We start from the raw sequence: 20677 nt of genomic DNA, 5'->3' as shown, positions 1-20677 counted from the left end.
TCATCTGGTCGCTCCTCGCATGAAGCCGTTGTAGAGGAACCGCTGGAGTGCGAGGAAGACGATCAGGGTCGGCAGGATCGTGCCCGCCGAGATGACTTCCCAGTGTGCGCCGTAGGGGCCGCGGAAGCGGAACAGGGACGTCGAGATCACGCCAAGATCCTGGGACGGCATGTCGAGGAAGGGGATGTAGAAGTCGTTGTAGACGGCTGTCCCCTTCACGATCACCACCGTGGCGATCGCCGGCTTGAGCAGCGGCAGGATGATCCGGCGGTAGACGGTGAACGCGTTCGCCCCGTCCAGCCGGGCCGCCTCGTCCAGGGAGACCGGGACCCGACGGCCCGGAGGAGTTCCTGGTGGCCGACGCATGGGGCCCCGCTCGGGCGAGGCCGGGAGCGGGGGCAGCCCGCGCGCCCTGCACCTCCCGGCTCCGGATCGCGAAATCCCCTACCCGAGGCCGGAGTTCGAGGTGGAGGTCGCTCCTGGTGCGGTGACGGTGACGGCCCGTACGCTGGTGCGTGACCTGCTGCTCCGAGCCGACCGGCTGGACCCGGCCGCGCGGGCCGACCGCGGACTGGTCACCCTGCTCCCCCGCGAACGGGTCACGATCGGCGTGCACGGCCGACAGACTCCCGACGCGTCCGCCGCCCGTTCCGCGCTGTCCTGCATGGAGCCCGCCTGATGTCCTCGACCCGGCCTGACCGCATCACCATCAAGGACGTCGCCGCGCGCGCCGGTGTCTCCAAGGGGGCCGTGTCCCTGGCCTTCAACCACAAGCCGGGGCTGTCGGAGGCCACCCGCGACCGGATCTTCGCGGCGGCCCGGGAGCTGGGCTGGACGCCGAGCCACACCGCGCGGTCGCTGGCCGGGGCCCGGGTGGACGTGGTGGGCCTGGCGATCTGCCGGCCGGCCCGGATGCTGGGCCTGGAGCCGTTCTACATGGAGTTCGTCTCGGGCGTGGAGAGCGTGCTGAGCGAGCACTCCTGCTCACTGCTGCTCCGGCTGGTGCGCGGCCCCGAGGAGGAGGCCGGGCTGCTGGAGTCGTGGTGGAAGGGCCGGCACATCGGCGGCTCCCTCCTCGTCGACCTGCGCGCGGACGACCCCCGGGTGCCGGTCGCCCGGCGGCTCGGGCTGCCGGTGGTCGCCGTCGGGCACCCGTCGCTGACCGGCGGGCTCACCTCCGTGTGGACGGACGATGCCACCGCCGTCACCGAGGCGGTGCGCTATCTCGCCGCGCTCGGGCACCGGCGGATCGCCCGTGTCGGCGGCGCGGCGGCTTTCGGGCACACCGGCATCCGCGCGGCGGCGTTCGACGAGGCGGGGCGGGCGCTGGGGCTGGCCGGGGCGTGGCAGGTGGCGACCGACTTCTCCGGCGAGTCGGGGGCGCGGGCGACGCGCTCCCTGCTGACGGCGACACCGCGGGACCGGCCGACGGCGATCGTCTACGACAACGACATCATGGCGGTGGCCGGGCTCGCGGTGGCCGCCGAGATGGGCCTGCGGGTCCCGGCCGACGTCTCCCTGCTGGCCTGGGACGACTCCCAGCTGTGCCGGCTGACGCACCCGACGCTGTCGGCGATGAGCCATGACGTGCACGGTTTCGGGGCGGAGGTGGCCAGGACGCTGTTCGGACTGATCACGGGGGGCGGTCCGGGGTCCCGTCCGGTGCCGACGCCGGTGCTGATTCCCCGGGGGTCGACGGCTCCGCCGCGGGTGTGACGTTCGCCGCTCCAGGGGTGAGGACTGTGCAGCTACGTTACTCATAAGTAGCATGGTCCTGAGCGCGCGCTCAGCGCATCGCAGCAGTGCCATCCCGCACCCTGGAGGAGAGCCATCGTGCCTCGTACCGTCAGGGACGTCGTCTTCGTCGACGGCGTCCGCACCCCGTTCGGCAAGGCGGGCCCGAAGGGCATCTACCACGAGACCCGTGCCGACGACCTTGTCGTGAAGGCGATCCGGGAGCTGCTGCGCCGCAACCCCGGCCTGGACCCCAAGACCGTGGACGAGGTCGCCGTCGCCGCGACCACGCAGGTCGGCGACCAGGGCCTCACGATCGGCCGTACCGCGGGCATCCTCGCCGGTCTGCCGCAGTCCGTGCCCGGCTACGCGATCGACCGCATGTGTGCGGGCGCGCTGACCGCCGTCACCACCGTCTCCGGCTCCATCGCCTTCGGCGCGTACGACGTCGCCATCGCCGGCGGTGTCGAGCACATGGGCCGTCACCCGATGGCCCAGGGCGCCGACCCGAACCCGCGGTTCGTGAGCGAGAAGCTGGTCGACGAGTCCGCCATGTTCATGGGCATGACCGCGGAGAACCTGCACGACCGCTACCCGCACATCACCAAGCAGCGCGCCGACGAGTACGCGGTGCGCTCGCAGGAGAAGGCCGGAAAGGCGTACGCCAACGGCAAGATCCAGCCGGACCTGGTCCCGATCTCGGTGCGTCGCACCAGCCCCGAGGCCGGCGAGACCGGCTGGGGCCTGGTCACCGCCGACGAGCCGATGCGCCCGGGCACGACCGTGGAGGCCATCGCCGGCCTCAAGACGCCGTTCCGCGTGCACGGCCGGGTCACCGCGGGCAACGCGGCCGGTCTGAACGACGGCGCCACCGCGTCGATCATCGCGAGCGAGGACTTCGCCCGCGAGAACGGCCTGCCGGTCAAGATGCGGCTCGTCTCCTACGCCTTCGCGGGCGTGGAGCCCGAGGTCATGGGCTACGGCCCGATCCCGGCCACGGAGAAGGCGCTCGCCAAGGCGGGTCTGTCCATCTCCGACATCGGTCTCTTCGAGATCAACGAGGCCTTCGCCGTCCAGGCCCTGGCCTTCCTCGACCACTACGGCATCGCGGACGACGACGAGCGCGTCAACCAGTACGGCGGCGCCATCGCCTTCGGCCACCCGCTGGCCGCCTCCGGCGTCCGGCTGATGACCCAGCTGGCCCGCCAGTTCGAGGAGCAGCCCGAGGTCCGCTTCGGCCTGACCACCATGTGCGTCGGCCTGGGCATGGGCGCGACGGTCATCTGGGAGAACCCGCACTTCGAGGGGGACAAGTGAGCACCACCGCCGAGCTTCTGAAGCAGGCCTCGGACCTGTTCCCCGACGAGGTCGTCACCAGTGCGCACGTGCGCCACTTCGACCTGCCGTTCGGCGCCGGCCGCTTCGCGCTGATCACGCTGGACAACGGCCTGGACCACACCAAGCCGACCACCTTCGGCCCGGCCTCGCTGGCGAACCTCAACACCGCCATCGACCAGGTCGAGAAGGAGGCGGCCGACGGCGAGATCGTCGGTGTCGGCATCACCGGCAAGCCGTTCATCTTCGCGGTCGGCGCCGACCTCAAGGGCGTCGAGCTGCTGAAGGAGCACGAGCACGCGCTCGCCATCGGCAAGGGCGGCCACGAGGTCTTCAAGCGCCTGTCGCAGCTGGCCGTTCCCACCTTCGCCTACTACAACGGCGCGGCGATGGGCGGCGGCGTCGAGGTCGGCCTGCACTGCACCTACCGGACCGTGTCCAAGGTGATCCCGGCGTTCTCGCTGCCCGAGGTCTTCCTCGGCCTCGTCCCGGGCTGGGGCGGCTGCACCCTGCTGCCGAACCTGATCGGCGCCGACAAGGCCGTCTCGGTCATCATCGAGAACAGCCTGAACCAGAACAAGCAGCTCAAGGGCAAGCAGGTCTTCGACCTGGGCATCGCCGACGCCATCTTCGAGGGCGCCGACTTCCTGGAGCAGTCGCTGATCTGGTCGGCCCAGGTACTCAAGGGCGACATCCAGGTCGATCGCCCGGTCATCGACCGCGGTGAGGGCTGGGACCAGGCCGTCGCCAAGGGCCGCTTCATCGCGGACTCCAAGGTGCACGGCGCCGCCCCGGCCGCATACCGCGCCCTGGACATCATCGCCGCCGCCAAGAACGGCGACCTCCAGCAGGGGTACGACGCCGAGGACCAGGCCCTCGCCGACCTGATCATGGGCGCCGAACTGCGCTCCGGCATCTACGCGTTCAACCTGGTGCAGAAGCGCGGCAAGCGCCCGGCCGGTGCCCCGGACAAGAGCCTGGCCCGCCCGGTCACCAAGGTCGGTGTCGTCGGCGCCGGTCTGATGGCCTCGCAGCTCGCCCTGCTGTTCCTGCGCCGCCTGGAGGTGCCGGTCGTGCTGACCGACATCGACCAGGAGCGCGTCGACAAGGGTGTGGGCTACGTCCACGCCGAGATCGACAAGCTGCTCGGCAAGGGCCGTATCCACCAGGACAAGGCCAACCGCCTCAAGGCGCTGGTGACCGGTGTCCTGGACAAGGCCGAGGGCTTCTCCGACGCGGACTTCGTCATCGAGGCCGTGTTCGAGGAGATCGGCGTCAAGCAGCAGGTGTTCGCGGAGGTCGAGGCGGTCGCCCCGGCGCACGCGATCCTCGCCACCAACACCTCCTCGCTGTCCGTGACGGAGATGGCGTCGAAGCTCAAGCACCCCGAGCGGGTCGTCGGCTTCCACTTCTTCAACCCGGTCGCCATCCTCCCGCTGCTGGAGATCGTCCGCGGCGAGAAGACGGACGACGCCTCGCTGGCCACGGCGTTCGCCGTCGCCAAGAAGCTGAAGAAGACCGCCGTTCTCACCAAGGACGCCCCGGCGTTCGTCGTGAACCGCATCCTGACCCGCTTCATGGGCGAGATCCAGAACGTCATCGACGAGGGCACCCCGGTCGAGGTCGCCGAGAAGGCCGTCGAGCCGCTCGGTCTGCCGATGTCCCCGCTGGTGCTGCTGGAGCTGGTCGGTCCCGCGATCGGCCTGCACGTCTCCGAGACCCTCAACCGGGCCTTCCCGGACCGCTTCAAGGTCTCCCCGAACCTCAAGGCGGTCGTCGAGGCGGGCAAGCGCGGCTTCTACGTCTACGACAGCGGTAAGCCGGAGCTGGACCCGGAGGTCGCCGCGCTGCTCAAGCAGGGCGATGTCGTGCTGTCCGAGGAGCAGGTGCGCGACCGCGTCCTGGACGCGGTGGCGCAGGAGATCGGCCTCATGCTGGACGAGGGCGTCGTCGCCGAGGCCCAGGACATCGACCTGTGCCTGATCACGGGCGCCGGCTGGCCCTTCCACCTGGGCGGCATCACGCCGTACCTGGACCGTGAGGGCGTCTCCGAGCGGGTGAACGGCAAGCGGTTCCTCGCTCCGGGCGTGGCGAGCGTGCCCGCGTAACGCTCCACCGGTGAACGCCGGGTGCTCGCACTCCTGTCGGGGTGCGGGCACCCGGCGTTTCCGTATCGGCCGTCGGCCTCGTCCTCAATCGCCGGAGAGGCTCACCTCTCCCGCCACGCCTCCAGCGCCAGTCCCGGCTCGTCCTTCCGTCGCGTCAGCAGCAGCCGTCCGGTCGACGGGGACAACGTTGCCGCCACCACCCGGTCCTCCGCGTCCTTCGCGAGGCTCACCAGCGCGTCCAGCGGGAGTTCGGGGCCCGACTCGGTCCACCAGGCACCCGCCGACTCCAGCTCGGTCGGGTACGCGGTGAAGGCGACCCGGCGGTTCTCCGACCGCTGGACCAGCAGGGTGCAGTCGTGGCCGTCCAGGTCACAGCGGACCGCGGACACCGGGCCGGGGCCCGCCACCGGCAGCAGGGTGGCCGGCTTGCCGCCCGGGCGCCAGGCGCACAGCTCGCCTGAGGTGTCGGTGTAGAACACGGTCGTGCTGTCGGGTGAGGTGGCGAGGGCCCGCAGCGTGCCCGGGCGGACCGCGGCCTTGAGGGCCTCCTGGAGCACGGGCTGGGCGCCCGGCTCCTCCTGACGCCAGTACAGCAGGCCCTGCGGGACGGCCGCGTACAGCTCGACCCGGCCGGACTCCCCCGTGACCGCGGCCAGGCCGTCCCGCACCTCACGGCCCTTCAGGTCCCGCCAGGGGTCCCAGCCGCCCTTCTCCCTCTGCGCGAGCATGCTCACCCCGCCGTCCTTGTTCGGGACGAACACATGGGCGCGGCCCTGCGCGTCGACCGCGACCGCCGGGGTGCCGGTCCGGTCGCCCTTCTTGTGCGGGTGCCCGATCGGGTTCCAGTCCAGGGCCGCGAGATGCGGGCGGAAGTGCGTGGAGTGCACCAGCCCGGACTCGCCCTTGACCGTGGGCCGCCACGAGACCAGATGGGCATAGCCGTCGGCGCCCTGGCCGACCGCCAGGACGCGGTGCAGTTTCTGCTCGCCGCCCACCTTGCGCGGGGCGGACCAGGGGCCGCCGGGGCCGCGCTCCGCCCGGCACAGGACGGCGTCGTCCGACAGCTGGTAGACACTGAGCCGGCCGTCTCGGCCGCGAATGAGCCAGTCGCCGTTCACCGGTTCACTTTAAGCCGCTCGGCACCGGGTCCGGGGCCCGGCCCCCGCCTCCCGGGCCGTGGGACCCTTGCCGTATGAACGCTCCCGGCGACTCCCCGGACACCCCCGCCACCCCCGCCCCGCTGCTCGTAGTCGTGGACGGCGCGAACGTCGTCGGCTCGCGGCCCGACGGCTGGTGGCGGGACCGCAAGGGAGCGGCCGAGCGGCTGCGGGACCGGCTGGCGGGCGACGGTCTGCCCGGGCACACGGGAGCCGTGGAGATCGTGCTCGTGGTCGAGGGCGCGGCCCGCGGCGTGGCGTCCGTGCCGGGCGTCCGGGTGGAGTCGGCCCCGGGCAGCGGGGACGACCGGATCGTGGAGCTGGCCGCCGCGAGCACCGGCCGGGCCCGGCTGGTGGTGACCGCCGACCGCGAGCTGCGGCGCCGGGTGACGGAGCTGGGCGCGGAGGTGGCCGGCCCGCGTACGGTCCTCGGCTGAGCCGCGCCCGCTACTCCCCCGGCAGCCGGGCGTACAGCACCGCCCCGTCCACCCTGCCCACCTCCGCGTACTCCGCCGCCAGCAGGCGGCGCAGCGTGGGGACGCGGTCGGGGGCGTACGGCTTGCCCCGGGAGTCGTCGACGACGAGGGCCGGGGGGTGCGCGGTCAGCTCCCGCCGGAAGACCGGCCAGGCGCCGTCGACGGCGTACTTCTCGCCGACCTGCGGACCGTCCCGGCCGCCGCTGTAGTTGGTGAGCAGGCCCGCGGTGAGGTAGCGGGTGGCGGGGGTGCGGCCGGCCAGCCAGTACGTCTCCGGGTGTATGCCCCAGACGAGGACCCGGTCGGCGGGCGCGGTGCGGTGGGCGACGGCGGCCGCCAGCCGCTCGGCGTGCGCGAGTTCGGGGCGCGGGGCGATGAGGCCCCAGCCGACGAAGAGGGCGCAGGCGCAGGCCGAGGTGCGGACGGCGGCCGTGTGCCGCTCCCGGGGCAGGCCGTGCAGCGCGGCGGTGGCCAGCAGGACGAGTGGCGGGATGAGCTGGAGGTAGTAGTGGCCGAAGAAGTGGCAGCCGAGGGCCACCGCGACGGCCGAGGAGGCCGGCCACAGCCACAACTCGGCCGTTACGGCGCTGGCGCGGCGCGCGGCCCGGACGACCGGCGGGAGCAGCCCCGCCGAAGCCACCGCCAGGATCGCGGTGTTGGTCACCGCGCGAGCCAGGACGTGGAGTTCGGAACCGGTGACGGAGGCGTACGCGGCGGATCCGGTCACCGTCCAGAACAGGAAGCCGGCCGGGTCCGTCAGCAGGGCCACGCCGAGCACGGGCAGGGCGAATCCGGCCGCGAGCCGGGCCGGGCCCGCGCGCCGGGCGCCCCGGCGGTACAGCAGCCAGACCACCGGCAGCAGCACCGCGCCGCCGGTCTGCTTGGTCAGGAACGCGGCGGCGACGGCGGCCCCGGCCGCGCCCCAGCGTCCCCGGTCCGCGCACCACAGGGCGGCCGCCGTCCAGGGCAGTATGAACACCTCGAAGGTGGCGGCCTGCGCGTCCTCGGGGTTGAGCCCGACCGAGACCAGCAGGTACAGCACGCCGGCGGTGCGGCCGGCGCGGTCGCCCCAGCGGCGGCGGGACAGGGAGGCCAGCAGCACGGCGGTGAGCAGCTGGGCGAGGACGGCGAGCACCCACAGCGGGGTCAGTGAGCCGGAGCCGCAGAGCGCGAACGCGGCCTGGTACAGCCACGGCAGCAGCGGCGGCTTGCGGTCCACGACCGTGTCGTACAGCTGGCCGCCCTGGGCGAGCAGCCGGGCCTGTACGGCGAGGAAGCCCTCGTCCGGGTTCCACAGCGGCCGGACGAAGGAGGGCAGCCGGGTGAGGCAGGCCAGGACCGCCAGGAGGGGCAGCAGCCGCGCCCAGTACGCCGTCCGGGTGACCGCGGTCCGTGTGGGGGCGAGCGGGGCGGCGAGCATGGTCAGCACGCTATCCGGCCCCGCGGTCCCAGCCGAAGCGGGACATACGGGGCCGGAGCGGGAGTCTGCGGGGCTACTCGGCGGTTCCGCCCGGCGGGCGCATGACCTCGCTGACCGTGGTCTCCTGGTGCCGGCCGAGCCGGCTGTGCGAGCGGCCGTAGAAGAAGTAGACGAAGAAGCCGATGACCATCCAGACGGCGAACCGGATCCAGGTCTCGGCGGGCAGGTTGAGCATCAGCCACAGCGAGGCGCACACGGACAGGATCGGGACGACCGGCACCCAGGGGGTGCGGAAGGCGCGGTGCAGGTCCGGGCGGGTCCTGCGCAGGATGATGACGCTGAGGGCGACCACGATGAACGCGAACAGCGTGCCGATGTTCACCAGCTCGGCCAGTTCGCTCAGGCTGGTGAAGCCGGCCACGATCGCGATGACGACGCCGAGCAGGATGGTCGACCGGTACGGGGTGCGGAACTTCGGGTGGGTGTGCGAGAAGAACCGGGGCAGCAGCCCGTCGCGGCTCATGGCGAAGAAGACCCGGGACTGGCCGAGCAGCAGGATCATGCAGACCGTGGTCAGGCCGACGGCGGCGCCGAAGCTGATCAGGCCCGCGTACCACGGGTGACCCGTGGCCTTGAACGCGTCGGCGAGCGGCGCCTTCACGGACAGCGCGGTGTACTTCTGCATGCCGGTCACGACGATCGACACGGCGACGTACAGGGCGGTGCAGATGATCAGGGAGCCCAGGATGCCGCGGGGGACGTCGCGCTGCGGGTAACGGGTCTCCTCGGCGGCGGTGGCGACGACGTCGAAGCCGATGAAGGCGAAGAAGACCACGGACGCCGCGGTGAAGATGCCCATGACGCCGAAGTGGGAGGGCGCCCAGCCGAACATCAACTGGATCAGGGGGGCCTTGAGGTTCCCGCCCGCCTCCGCGGACTGCGCCTTCGGGATGAACGGGTCGTAGTTGCTGCTGTGGATGAAGAAGGCACCCGCGATGATCACGACGAGGACCACGACCACCTTGATCGCGACGACCACGGAGGTGACCCGCGCGGACAGCTTCATGCCGACGACGAGGATGGCGGTGAGCACCAGGACGAGGGCCGCGGCGAGGATGTCGAAGCCGAAGCCGGAGGCGCCGTCCCGGCCGGAGAGCGCCGCGGGCAGGTCCCAGCCCGCGTTGTCGAGCAGCGAGTGGATGTAGCCGGACCAGCCGACCGCGACCACCGCCGTGCCGAGCGCCAGCTCCAGGACCAGGTCCCAGCCGATGATCCAGGCGGGGAGTTCGCCGAGCGAGGCGTAGGAGAAGGTGTAGGCGGAGCCCGCCACGGGGACCGTGGAGGCGAATTCCGCGTAGCAGAGGGCGGCGAGCGCGCAGACGACACCGGCCACGACGAAGGACAGCGATACGGCCGGACCGGCGGTGTTCTTGGCCGCCGTACCGGTGAGGACGAAGATGCCGGTGCCGATGATGACGCCGACGCCGAAGACGGTCAGATCCAGAGCCGTCAGCGACTTCCTGAGCGAATGCTCGGGTTCCTCGGTGTCCAGGATGGACTGCTCGACGTTCTTCGTCCTAAACAGCGCGTTGCTCACGTGCCTGCCTCCCACGCTTGTGAGGCCTCGATATGGCTCAACATGATCGAGAGGGTCGGGGAGCGTATTCCCCGGCACAGGCAGGTTCACGCAAACGGGCCGGTTCCGCCACCGGGGGAGAGAGGCGGAACCGGCCCGTGGGGGCATTTCGCTAGTCGCGCGCGGGCTCCACGGAGTCCACCGCCTCGGCCGTACGGTCGAACCGGCCGTCCAGCTTGGCGACCAGTCCGGTGACCTGGCGGGCGATGTCGGGCGCGGTCAGCCCGATCTCCGCCATGACCTCGGCGCGGGAGGCGTGGTCGAGGAAGCGCGGCGGGATGCCGAAGTCGCGCAGCGGCACGTCCACGCCCGCGTCCCTGAGGGCCTGGGCCACGGCGGAGCCGACCCCGCCGACGCGGCTGTTGTCCTCCACGGTGACGACGACCCGGTGCCGATCGGCCAGCGGGGCGAGGGCCTCGTCGACGGGCTTGACCCAGCGCGGGTCGACCACGGTGGTGCAGATGCCCTGCCGGTCCAGCAGCTCGGCGATCTCCAGGCACATCGGGGCGAGGGCGCCCACGGAGACCAGCAGCACGTCCGGGCGGTCGGTGCCGGGCTCGCGCAGCACGTCCATGCCGCCGACGCGGCCCACCGCGGGTACGGCGGGGCCGACGGCGCCCTTGGAGAAGCGCACCACGGTCGGCGCGTCCTCGACGGCGACGGCCTCGCGCAGCTGGGCCCGGACCTGCTCGGCGTCACGCGGCGCGGCGAGCCGCAGCCCCGGCACGACCTGGAGGATCGACATGTCCCACATGCCGTTGTGGGAGGCGCCGTCGGTGCCGGTGACGCCGGCCCGGTCCAGCACGAAGGTCACCCCGCACTTGTGCAGGGCCACGTCCATCAGGACCTGGTCGAAGGCGCGGTTGAGGAAGGTGGCGTAGACGGCGAAGACCGGGTGCACACCGCCGTGCGCGAGGCCCGCCGCCGAGACGGCGCCGTGCTGCTCGGCGATCCCGACGTCGTACACACGCTCGGGGAAGCGCTTGGCGAACTTGTCCAGGCCGACCGGCTGGAGCATGGCCGCGGTGATCGCGACGATGTCCTCGCGCTCCTCGCCGAGCCGCACCATCTCGTCGCCGAAGACCGAGGTCCAGTCGGCGCCGGAGGAGGCGATCGGCAGTCCGGTGTCCGGGTGGATCTTGCCGACGGCGTGGAACCGGTCGGCCTCGTCCTGGAGAGCGGGCTGGTAGCCGCGGCCCTTCTCGGTCAGGCAGTGCACGATCACCGGGCCGCCGAACCGCTTGGCCCGGGCCAGCGCCGACTCCAGCGCCTCGATGTCGTGCCCGTCGATCGGGCCGACGTACTTCAGGCCCAGGTCCTCGAACATGCCCTGCGGGGCGATGAAGTCCTTCAGCCCCTTCTTGGCGCCGTGCAGGGTGCCGTACAGCGGCCGGCCGACGACCGGGGTGCGCTCCAGGACCTCCTTGGTCCGGGCGAGGAACCGCTCGTACCCGTCCGTCGTGCGCAGCGTCGCCAGATGGTTGGCGAGACCGCCGATGGTGGGGGCGTACGACCGCTCGTTGTCGTTGACGACGATGACCAGCGGGCGGTCCTTGGCGTCGGCGATGTTGTTCAGCGCCTCCCAGGCCATGCCGCCGGTCAGTGCGCCGTCACCGATCACGGCGACCACGTGGCTGTCCCGCTTGCGCAGCTGGTTGGCCTTGGCGATGCCGTCGGCCCAGCCGAGCACGGTCGAAGCGTGGCTGTTCTCGATGACGTCGTGCTCGGACTCGGCCTGGGAGGGGTAGCCCGACAGACCGCCCTTCATCTTCAGCCGGGAGAAGTCCTGCCGGCCGGTGAGCAGCTTGTGCACGTAGGACTGGTGGCCGGTGTCCCACAGGACCTTGTCCTTCGGGGACTCGAAGACCCGGTGCAGGGCGATGGTCAGCTCCACCACACCGAGGTTGGGGCCGAGGTGCCCGCCGGTCTTGGAGACCTCCTGGACGAGGAAGGTCCGGATCTCCTCTGCCAGCTGGTCCAGCTCCTCCAGGCTGAGCCGGTCCAGATCGCGCGGTCCCCTGATGCGGGTCAGCAGCGGCACCCGTGCCTCCTTGCAGTAGCTGATCGAGCTTTCGCCGGGCTCGCCCGAGTCTAATGTTCCGGGTTGCCGGCACATGACAGCGCCCGGCACCTTTCCGGTGCCGGGCGACTTGCACCCAGGGGCGCGGGCGAATGCGCGACCGGCCTCAGCGGACCGGCACCCGCACCCGCACCCCTGCGGCGAAACCGCGCTACGCGCGCCCCGCCGTCTTCTGTGTCTTACGGGTGACCGAGTCGATCACAACCGTGGTCAACAGCACAGCCGCAGTGATCATGTACTTGACCGGCTCGGCGATGGACTCCAGCTGGAGACCGTACTGGATCGAGACGATCACCAGCACACCGAGCAGCGCGTTCCAGGTACGACCACGGCCACCGAACAGCGACGTGCCACCGATCACGGCCGCGGCGATCGCGTTCATCAGCAGGTCGCCCGTACCGGCGCTCTGGTTGGCGGAAGCGATCTTCGAGGCCAGGAACAGGCCTCCGATCGCCGCGAACCCACCGGAGATCGCGAAGACGGAGATCCGCACCGCGGTGACGCTGATACCCGCACGGCGGGACGCCTCCACGCTGCCGCCGAGCGCGAAGACCTTGCGGCCGTAGGTGGTGCGCCGCAGCACGAAGTCGGTGAGGACCAGGAAGGCCAGGAAGATCACCGTGGCCAGCGGCAGGCCCTTGTACTGGTTGTACATGTAGGCCCCCGCGAAGGAGACCACGGCCAGCAGCGCCGTGCGCAGCACGGTGTCGCTGAGCGGCCGGGACGGGACGCCCGCGGCCTCCCGGCGCCGGTTGCCGAGGTAGGAGCTGAGGAAGAACAGCACGACCACGACGACGGCCAGACCGTAGGCGGCGGCGATGTCGGTGAAGGTGTACGTGGTCAGCTTGCCGATCAGACCCTCGCTGTCGAGGTTGATCGTGCCGTCCTCGCCCAGCACCTTCAGCATGAAGCCGAGCCAGAAGAGCAGGCCGGCCAGGGTGACGGCGAAGGCGGGGGCGCCGAGCACCGCGAAGAAGAAACCGTGCAGCGCGCCGATGGCGGCACCGGCGGCGATGGCGACGAGCACGGCCAGCCACTCGGGCCAGCCCTGGTTGACCGTGAGGACGGCGGCGAGGGCGCTGGCCGCGCCGCTGACCGAACCGACCGACAGGTCGATCTCGCCGAGCAGCAGCACGAAGACGATGCCGACGGAGATCATGCCCGTGCCGACCATCGTGACCGTGATGTTGCTGATGTTCTGCGCGGAGAGGAACTCGGAGTTCAGGACCTGGAAGATGATGCAGATGATCGCGAGGCCCAGCACGACCGGGAGGGAACCCAGCTCGCCGGCCTTCATCTTCCGCTTGAACTCGCTCCAGTAGCCGAGCAGGCCCTGCTCGCGCACGAGGAGACGCGGGTCGACCGCGGTGACGGCCGCGGCCGCCGCCTCGGGGTTCTCGACGACGTGCTCGTCCTGCGGGGTCGCGGAGGTCTTGTCGATGCTCACTTGGAAACCTCCCCGTTCGTGCGCGCCGCACGGCGGGTCACGGCGTTGTCGGTGGCGCCGGTGATGGCGGAGATGATCTCCTCCTGCGAGGTCGTCTTGACCTCGAAGACGCCGTTGTTGCGGCCGAGGCGCAGGACGGCGACCTTGTCGGCCACCGCCTTCACGTCCGCCATGTTGTGGCTGATGAGGATGACGGCGTGGCCGCGCTCGCGCAGGCGCTCGACGAGGTCGAGGACCTGGGCGGTCTGCTCGACGCCGAGGGCGGCGGTGGGCTCGTCCAGGATGACCAGCTTGGGGTCGCCGAGCATGGAGCGGGCGATGGCCACGGTCTGGCGCTGGCCGCCGGAGAGCGAGGCGATCGGGATGCGGACGCTCGGGATGCGGATCGAGAGCGTGGTGAGCAGCTCGCGAGCGCGGCGCTCCATCTCGACCTCGTCCAGGACACCCCACTTCCTCAGCTCACGGCCGAGGAACAGGTTGCCGACGACGTCGATGTTGTCGCACAGCGCGAGGTCCTGGTAGACCGTCGCGATGCCCAGCGCCTGGGCGTCGTGCGGCTTGCTGATCGACACGGGCTTGCCATCCCACTCGATGGCACCCTCGTCGATCGGGTGGACGCCGGCGATCGTCTTGACCAGCGTGGACTTTCCGGCACCGTTGTCGCCGACCAGGGCGACCACCTCACCGGCGTGGACCTCAAGCTCTACGTCGGTGAGCGCCTGAACGGCACCGAACCGCTTGGAGACCCCGCGCAACGCCAGCACGGGCGTAGCGGACACGTGAACCATCTCCTTCGCCGCCTGACCCGGCGGGAGGTTGTGCAGAAATCTGGGTGGGCGGGTTGGGGAAACCCGTGGGAGTTCCGTCCGGCGCCCCGGAGCCGAGCTTGCGGGGCTGTCTGAATGCGCCGGGGCGCCGGAGGAGCCTGGGGGCAGCCGGCCGCTTTCACCGCGGGTGTTCACGGGGTGAACGCTCGCGGCCGGGCAGCGGCCGTGCACTGCTTACTTGGTGAGGCCGAGCTTGTCGCAGGCGGCCTTGTACTTGCCGGTGCAGATCTCGGCGGCGGTGTAGACGCCGTCCTTGATGACCGTGTCCTTGATGTTGTCCTTGGTCAGCGAGGTGACCGGGACCAGCACCGCGGGGACGTCCTTCTGGGAGGCGCTGGAGACCTTGTCCTTGGCGACCGAGTCCAGCGACTTGCCCTGGGCGAGCGCGACGGCCATCTCGGCGGCGGCCTCGGCCTCCGGGGCGTACGGCTTGTACACGCTCATGTACTGCTCACCGGCGACGATGCGCTGCACACCGGCCAGCTCGGCGTCCTGGCCGGTGACCGGGACCTTGATGCCGGCGGCGTTGAGGGCGGTGATGATACCGCCGGCCATGCCGTCGTTGGCGGAGTACACGCCCGCGATCTTGTCCTTGCCGACCGCGGAGATCGCCGCCTCCATCTCGGAGTTGGCGTTGTCCGGCGACCACTCCTTGGTGTCGTACTCCTTGGCGACGGTGACCTTGTCGTCGAGGACGGAGTGCGCGCCCTTCTTGAACTGGGCGGCGTTCGGGTCGGTCACCGAGCCGTTCACCATGACGATCTTGGTGGACTTCTTGGCCTTGTCGCCCAGCGCCTTCAGCAGGGCCTCGCCCTGGGTCTTGCCGACCTGCTCGTTGTCGAACGAGGTGTAGGCGCTGATCGGGCCCTCGGCGAGGCGGTCGTAGGCGACGACCTTGATGCCCGCGTCCACGGCCTTCTTGACGGAGTTCTGGATCGCCTTGGCGTCCACCGCGTCCACGATGAGGACGTCCACCTTGTTGGTGATCATGGTGTCGACCTGCTGGGCCTGCAGGTTCGCGTCCTGGCGGGCGTTGTTGTAGTCGACCTTCGCCTTGCCGTTCGTCAGCTCGCTGATCTTCTTCTCGATCAGCGGCCGGTCGAACTTCTCGTAGCGCGCGGTCTTGTTCTCCGGAAGGAGCAGGCCGACCTTGATGTCGTCGCCCTTCTTGGCCGACGCGGAGGAAGAGCCGTCGTTGCCCTTCGACTCCTTGGCGCTGCCACAGGCTGCGAGCGAGACGGCCATCGCACCGGCGGCTACGACAACGGCGGCACGACGCATACGTGCGTTCACTTCAGAAACCTCCCTGACGAGGCCGCGTCGTTGCGGCCGAGGTGGCTGGAAGTCAACTCGGCCACACGTGCGACGTCAAGAAGTAAATCCTTAACGAGATGGCAACGGTGCCATCCGTTCTCTAAGTGAAGGCAGGGGTCGCCACGGGTACCGCACCCTCCAAAAGGGTCGAATCACCCATCTCGCTGAGGGCGAGGGCGAGTGCCCCGAGCACCTCGGCGCGGCCCCCAAGTGCCCCCGGGAGAACGGACAATTGGCGCGCCGCACTGGGGATCGCGTAGCGGCCGACGGACTCCCTGATCGGCCCGAGCACCAGCTCACCGGCCTCGGCGAGATCACCACCGAGGACCACCCGGCTCGGGTTCAGCAGATTGCAGAGATTGGCCACTCCACTGCCGATGTGGCGGCCGACGTCGGCGATCACCCGACGGCAGCCCGGGTCACCGTCCCTGGCCAGCCGCACGACGCCCTCCATGGTCAGATCGGTGCCGTGACTGGGCTGGAGCAGCGGCAGCACGTAGCGCGCCGCCGCGAAGGTCTCCAGGCAGCCACGGTTGCCGCAACGGCAGACCGGGCCGGATTCATCGAGTGTAATATGTCCGATTTCGCCCGCAGTGCCACCGGGGCCGCGATAGATCTTCCCGTCGATCACCAGGCCGGCGCCGACACCGCTCGCGACCTTGATGTACGCCAGGTCGCGCACGCCCTTGCCGCTGCCCCAGACCAGCTCGCCGAGGGCCCCGAGGTTGGCGTCGTTGTCCACGTGCACGGGCACGCCGAGCCGCTCGCGCAGCTCCTCGGCGGGTTTGGTGCCGCCCCAGCCCGGCAGGATCGCGGTGGAGCCCAGCGTGCCCGACTCCACGTCGATCGGGCCCGGCACGCCGAGTCCCACGCCGGCCACCTTGCCCCGGTCCACGCCCGTCGCCGCGATCAGCCGGTTGACCAGCTGTTCGGCGCGGTCGAAGCCCTGGTCGGCGGAGGCGTCGACGTCCAGCGGCTCGGCCTCCTCGGCCAGCACCTGATGGGCGAGGTTGCCGATGGCGACCCGCAGGTGGGTGTGCCCGAAGTCGACGCCGATCACGATGCCGGCGTCCCCGCTCAGGCTGACGCTGCGGGCGCGCCGCCCGCCCGCCGACGTGGGCGTGACCTCGACGGTTCCGCCGTCCTTCAGCTCCCGCACGATGTTGGAGACGGTTGCGGCGGACAGTCCGGTCGTCCGCGCGATCTCCGCCTGCGTGAGGGACCCGGCCAGGCGAACGGCCCGGACGACCCGCTCCAGGTTGGCTCGGTGCAGCGATGACTGCGACCCTGGAGTCTCCACGACGACCTCCTGAGCGCGGGGCCGCTTCGGCGAGGCCCCGTGTATGTCCAACTAGTGAACTCTAAGCTGAGCCGTTCGGGGCGACTTCCGTCAAGAGGTTGAACCGTTTCCGGGTACCCGCTACGCACGCGTGCACGCCGCCCGGGTGACCCGGAGCGGCGTGCGCGCGGACGTCGTGACGTGCGGTTACTTCAGGGTGGCCGAGGTCAGACCCGCCTGCACCTGGCGTTGGAAGGAGAGGTAGACCACCAGCATCGGGATCATGGCGATGGTCACACCCGCGAACAGAACGGGCAGGTCGGAGGCGTATCCCTGCTGCTGCTGGAGCTGGATCAGGCCTTGGGTGAGGACGTACCGCTCGGGGTCGTCGCCGCTCTGCGGCTGCATCAGCACCGTGGGCAGGATGAACTGGTTCCACTGCCCCAGAGTGTTGAAGATCCCCACACTGATCAGTCCGGGTTTCGCCATCGGCAGCATCACCTGGAAGAAGGTCCGGGTGTGCGAGGCGCCGTCCAGGATCGCCGCCTCGAAGACCGCCGTGGGCAGGGTCCGGAAGAAGGCGTGCATGAAGAACACCGTGAACGGCATCGAGTAGGCGATGTAGACCAGGATCAGCCCCTGGTAGGTGTTCAGCATGTCCAGCCGCTTGACCATGAAGAACAGCGGCACGAGGGCCAGGAACACCGGGAACATCGCGCCGGCCACGAAGAAGTAGTACAGCAGCCGGTTGCCCCAGAATCGGTACCTGGCCAGCACGTACGCGGCCATCGACCCGAACAGCATGGTCAGCGGTACGGAGAACAACAGGACGATCACGGTGTTGAGGAAGTAGTCGCCGATGCCCTTGTCCCAGGCGCGCCCGAAGACGTCGAGGGACCAGTGCTGCGGCCAGCCGAAGGCCGAGCCGCCGATCTGGGTGTCGGTCTTGAAGGAGCTGAGCACCAGCCACAGCAGCGGCAGCACGATCAGCAGTCCCCACAGGGCGAGGAAGCCGTGTGAGAAGACGTTCAGGACCACGCCCTCGCCGCGCCGGTCGCCGGGCCGGGCCGGGACCTTCGCGACGGCCCGCTCGGGGCGGGCGGGGGCGGTCTCCTTCAGGGGTGCGCTCATCGTCGTCTCTCCCGCTCAGAACTCGATGCGCTCGCGGCGGGTGGCGCGCAGCGTGACCACGGACAGGACCAGCGTGAGCAGCAGCATGACCACGCCCATGGCGCAGGCGTAGCCGCTCTTGCCGTAGTACAGGAAGTTCCGCATCATCACCGTCGACATCACGTCGCTGTGGTGGTCGGGGCCGCCGCCGTAGGCGCCCATGTTCTGGGTCATGGAGGAGACCAGCACGAACATGTCCATGGCGACGATGCCGAGGTAGACCCAGGCCGTCTGCACGGTGTCCCACAGCAGGGGCAGGGTGATGCGGAAGAAGGACTGGTTGCGGCCGGCGCCGTCGATCAGGGCGGCCTCGTAGATGTCCCTCGGAATGGACTGCATGGCGGCCGAGAACAGCACCAGGTAGAAGCCGACGCCGTGCCAGACCACGACCAGCAGCAGCGCCCACAGCACCATGTCGGGCTCGTTCAGCCATTCGACGGGGCTGGTCGCGTCGACCAGTCCGAGCTTGATGAGGAAGCCGTTGAGCAGACCGCCGCCGTCACTGCGGTACACCGCGTTGAACAGCACCGCGAGAATCGCCAGCGACAGCACCTGCGGGAAGAAGTAGACGATTTTGTAGAACTTCGATCCGGCGACTCCCTGCACCCCGCCGGCCCTGCTGCGCCCGCCCGCGTTCAGCATGAAGGCGAAGAACAGGGCGAGCAGGATCGTGATCACCGGGATGAAGATCAGGAACAGGATGTTGTGCCAGATGGCCTTCAGGAAGACGTCGTCCTGGAACAGCGCCCTGTAATTGTCCAGACCGACGAAGCGGAAGGTCTGCGACTGCCCCTTCCAGTCGGTCAGCGAATAGCCGAACGTCTGGATGTACGGCCAGATCACGAAGATCACATAAAGCGCCACGGGAACGAGGAGAAACCCCGCGACGAACCGGTACTGCCCTTTGCGCATGGACTTTTCCCTGCCCTGTGGTAGAGCGCCCCGAAAGGGGTGCGGAGCTGTGTCGGCATGCGGCTCCGTCGCGCCGGCGCGACCGGCCGGGACGAGCCCGCGGCCGCCACACCACCCGCACCCCTGCGGCGCTCCAGCGAACTAATCCCGGTGGTTCTTCTTGGACGCGGGGTCCTTCGCCTGCTTGTCCACCGCCGCCTGACACCTCTTCAGCCACTCCTTCGGCTGAATACGCTTGGCCATCAGCTCATTGGACGCGGCCTCGATGGCGGTGCCCATCTCGCTGTACCACTCGGTGTACAGGTACCGGAAGGTGTTGTCACCGGCCGCCTTGGACGCCTCGACCGTGGACTGGGTGCCCGGCCGCAACCGGACGCCCGGGTCGACGCCGTCCTTGAGGATGGTGAGCGAGTTGGCCTGCTTGGCGAAGAGCGTCGACCACTCCTTGGAGAGCATGCGCCGCATGAACTCCTTGGCGGCCGGCAGGTTGTTCGCCTTGGCCGGGATGATGAAGGGCTCGCCCGAGCCGGCCCGGATGGCCTCGAACGGCAGCTTGCTGCCGGACAGCAGCGGCATGGGCAGGAACTTCATGTCGAAGTCCGTCGGAGTCTGCTTCAGCTGCTCGTTCTCCAGCCAGGAGCCGGAGGTGATGAACGCGGCCTTGTACTGGTTCCAGCGGGTCTGCGACTCGGTGTGGGTCAGGCCGTTCGTACCGGGCATCAGATAGCCCTTCTCGACCACCTCGTAGACGGCCTCGGCGGCGGCCTGCGCCGCCTCGGAGCCGACGAACGCCTTGGGGTCGAGGTTGTCGATCGCCTTCATGGCGTCCAGACCGCCCTTCTTGGCGATCAGGTCCATGATGGCGACGTTGATGTAGTAGGGGTACTTGCCCTGGTGGGCGAGGCCGCCGATGCCCTGGGACTTGGCGTCCTTGCAGATGGCGAGGAAGTCGTCCCAGGTCTTGGGCTCCTCCCAGCCCTTCTCCTTGAAGAGCTTGCCGGAGTACCACAGACCCCACACCGTGTAGATGTAGTTCAGCGCGACGACCTTGCCGGCCTGCATGCCCGGGTCGAGCGTGCCGGGGATCAGGGTGTCGCGGACCTTCTTGGCGGGGTCGTCCACCGACGGCGCGTCCAGCACCTCGGCGAGGTCCAGCAGCTGCCCGTTCTTGTACAGGACGTCGACCTTGATCTGCTGCGCGCCGGAGTCGTCCACGATGTCCGGCGGGTTGCCGGCGTTGAAGCGCGGCTGGAGCTTGCCGGTGATCTCCTGCGTGCCGGTGTGGGTGGAGGTGATGCCGAGCTTCTTGCCGAAGTCGGCCTCCCACGCCTTGGCGTAGTCGTCGCCGTATCCGCCCTTGAAGACGACGACGTCGAGCTTGCTGCCCTTCTTGGCGCCGAAGGGGTTGTCCTTGGACGTCTTCCCCTTGGTGGTGTCGTCGTCGGAGCTGTCGCCTCCGCCGCTGGCACACGCGGACAGGAAGCTCATCGTCGGCACGCTGATCAGGCCGAGCGCGGCGGACCGCTTGATCAGGTCGCGGCGGCCGACACCTGCGGAACCGTGGTTCTCGTCGGAAGTGGATCCCATGCTCAAGTCCTCGCCTTCTCCAGGACTCAGGCGGTGAACCGGATCCTCCCCGGCACCGCGGTCGGGTCAAGCTGGGTGGTGCAGGAAGTACTGAGTGCGCGTTCTGCCGGAAGTGCGTTCGTACCGGGCGCCGACAGGTATAGTCCACTTACCGTCGGCGGAGCAAGATCGAATGCAAGGTTCGCGATGGGTCTT

At 69.9% G+C, this 20677-nt stretch carries 15 protein-coding genes and 2 pseudogenes; 5 read left to right on the top strand and 12 right to left on the bottom strand.

Annotation, left to right across the window (positions count from 1 at the left end):
* Positions 1-336 (bottom strand): annotated as a pseudogene (locus ACZ7DL_RS08305) (ABC transporter permease subunit); the annotation flags it as partial.
* On the opposite strand from ACZ7DL_RS08305, the pseudogene ACZ7DL_RS08300 reads away from it, so the two are divergent.
* From ACZ7DL_RS08300 to ACZ7DL_RS08285, 4 genes and pseudogenes are all read left to right on the top strand, one after another.
* Positions 330-679, top strand: a pseudogene (locus ACZ7DL_RS08300) (glycoside hydrolase family 2 protein); the annotation flags it as partial. The pseudogenes ACZ7DL_RS08305 and ACZ7DL_RS08300 overlap by 7 nt on opposite strands.
* Entirely contained in the window at positions 679-1716 is a 1038-nt protein-coding gene (locus ACZ7DL_RS08295) for a LacI family DNA-binding transcriptional regulator (protein WP_470772418.1), read from the top strand. The pseudogene ACZ7DL_RS08300 and the gene ACZ7DL_RS08295, both read left to right, overlap by 1 nt.
* Positions 1717-1833: 117 nt before the next feature.
* A complete protein-coding gene (locus ACZ7DL_RS08290; RefSeq protein ID WP_470772416.1) occupies positions 1834-3051 on the top strand; it encodes a thiolase family protein in 1218 nt (405 codons plus the stop codon).
* Positions 3048-5177 carry a 3-hydroxyacyl-CoA dehydrogenase NAD-binding domain-containing protein gene (locus ACZ7DL_RS08285; RefSeq protein ID WP_470772415.1) on the top strand — a complete coding sequence of 710 codons (2130 nt, stop codon included), beginning with the start codon at positions 3048-3050 and terminating at the stop codon, positions 5175-5177. Before ACZ7DL_RS08290 ends, ACZ7DL_RS08285 begins: the two co-directional genes overlap by 4 nt.
* Positions 5178-5278: 101 nt before the next feature.
* On the opposite strand, the gene ACZ7DL_RS08280 is transcribed toward ACZ7DL_RS08285, so the two are convergent.
* The gene (locus ACZ7DL_RS08280; RefSeq protein ID WP_470772413.1) at positions 5279-6295 is read right to left on the bottom strand and encodes a PLL family lectin; all 1017 of its coding nucleotides are present in this window, start codon (positions 6293-6295) and stop codon (positions 5279-5281) included.
* 74 nt (positions 6296-6369) lie between these two features.
* Between ACZ7DL_RS08280 and ACZ7DL_RS08275 the strand changes: the two genes are divergently transcribed.
* On the top strand, positions 6370-6771 hold the full coding sequence (locus ACZ7DL_RS08275) for a PIN domain-containing protein (RefSeq protein WP_470772412.1): 402 nt from the start codon (positions 6370-6372) through the stop codon (positions 6769-6771).
* 10 nt (positions 6772-6781) lie between these two features.
* Here ACZ7DL_RS08275 and ACZ7DL_RS08270 read toward each other — a convergent pair whose 3' ends face one another.
* The 10 genes from ACZ7DL_RS08270 to ngcE all read right to left on the bottom strand — a co-directional run bounded on the left by ACZ7DL_RS08270 (position 6782) and on the right by ngcE (position 20482).
* On the bottom strand, positions 6782-8230 hold the full coding sequence (locus ACZ7DL_RS08270) for an ArnT family glycosyltransferase (protein ID WP_470772410.1): 1449 nt from the start codon (positions 8228-8230) through the stop codon (positions 6782-6784).
* 73 nt (positions 8231-8303) lie between these two features.
* Positions 8304-9827 (bottom strand): amino acid permease, encoded by a 1524-nt coding sequence (locus ACZ7DL_RS08265; RefSeq protein ID WP_470772409.1) that lies wholly within the window; start codon positions 9825-9827, stop codon positions 8304-8306.
* Positions 9828-9978: 151 nt separating this feature from the next.
* On the bottom strand, positions 9979-11907 hold the full coding sequence (dxs, locus tag ACZ7DL_RS08260; RefSeq protein WP_470772408.1) for a 1-deoxy-D-xylulose-5-phosphate synthase: 1929 nt from the start codon (positions 11905-11907) through the stop codon (positions 9979-9981).
* A gap of 190 nt (positions 11908-12097) precedes the next feature.
* Positions 12098-13393, bottom strand: coding sequence for a sugar ABC transporter permease (locus ACZ7DL_RS08255; protein ID WP_470772407.1), 1296 nt, complete (start codon positions 13391-13393; stop codon positions 12098-12100).
* Positions 13390-14181 (bottom strand): ATP-binding cassette domain-containing protein, encoded by a 792-nt coding sequence (locus ACZ7DL_RS08250; RefSeq protein ID WP_470772406.1) that lies wholly within the window; start codon positions 14179-14181, stop codon positions 13390-13392. Before ACZ7DL_RS08250 ends, ACZ7DL_RS08255 begins: the two co-directional genes overlap by 4 nt.
* Positions 14182-14394: 213 nt before the next feature.
* Positions 14395-15501, bottom strand: coding sequence for a sugar ABC transporter substrate-binding protein (locus tag ACZ7DL_RS08245; RefSeq protein ID WP_470772787.1), 1107 nt, complete (start codon positions 15499-15501; stop codon positions 14395-14397).
* Between the two features lie 133 nt (positions 15502-15634).
* Entirely contained in the window at positions 15635-16834 is a 1200-nt protein-coding gene (locus ACZ7DL_RS08240) for an ROK family transcriptional regulator (protein WP_470772404.1), read from the bottom strand.
* 186 nt (positions 16835-17020) lie between these two features.
* Complete coding sequence (locus ACZ7DL_RS08235; protein WP_470772402.1) at positions 17021-17944, bottom strand: carbohydrate ABC transporter permease; 924 nt, start codon at positions 17942-17944, stop codon at positions 17021-17023.
* Between the two features lie 15 nt (positions 17945-17959).
* Positions 17960-18895: a carbohydrate ABC transporter permease gene (locus tag ACZ7DL_RS08230; RefSeq protein ID WP_470772400.1), complete on the bottom strand. Its 936-nt coding sequence runs from the start codon at positions 18893-18895 to the stop codon at positions 17960-17962.
* 141 nt (positions 18896-19036) lie between these two features.
* The gene (gene ngcE / locus ACZ7DL_RS08225) at positions 19037-20482 is read right to left on the bottom strand and encodes an N-acetylglucosamine/diacetylchitobiose ABC transporter substrate-binding protein (RefSeq protein ID WP_470772399.1); all 1446 of its coding nucleotides are present in this window, start codon (positions 20480-20482) and stop codon (positions 19037-19039) included.
* Positions 20483-20677 lie beyond the last annotated feature (195 nt).

This window comes from Streptomyces sp. NPDC036984, from assembly GCF_055607665.1.
This window is presented reverse-complemented; position numbering and strand designations above follow the sequence as displayed.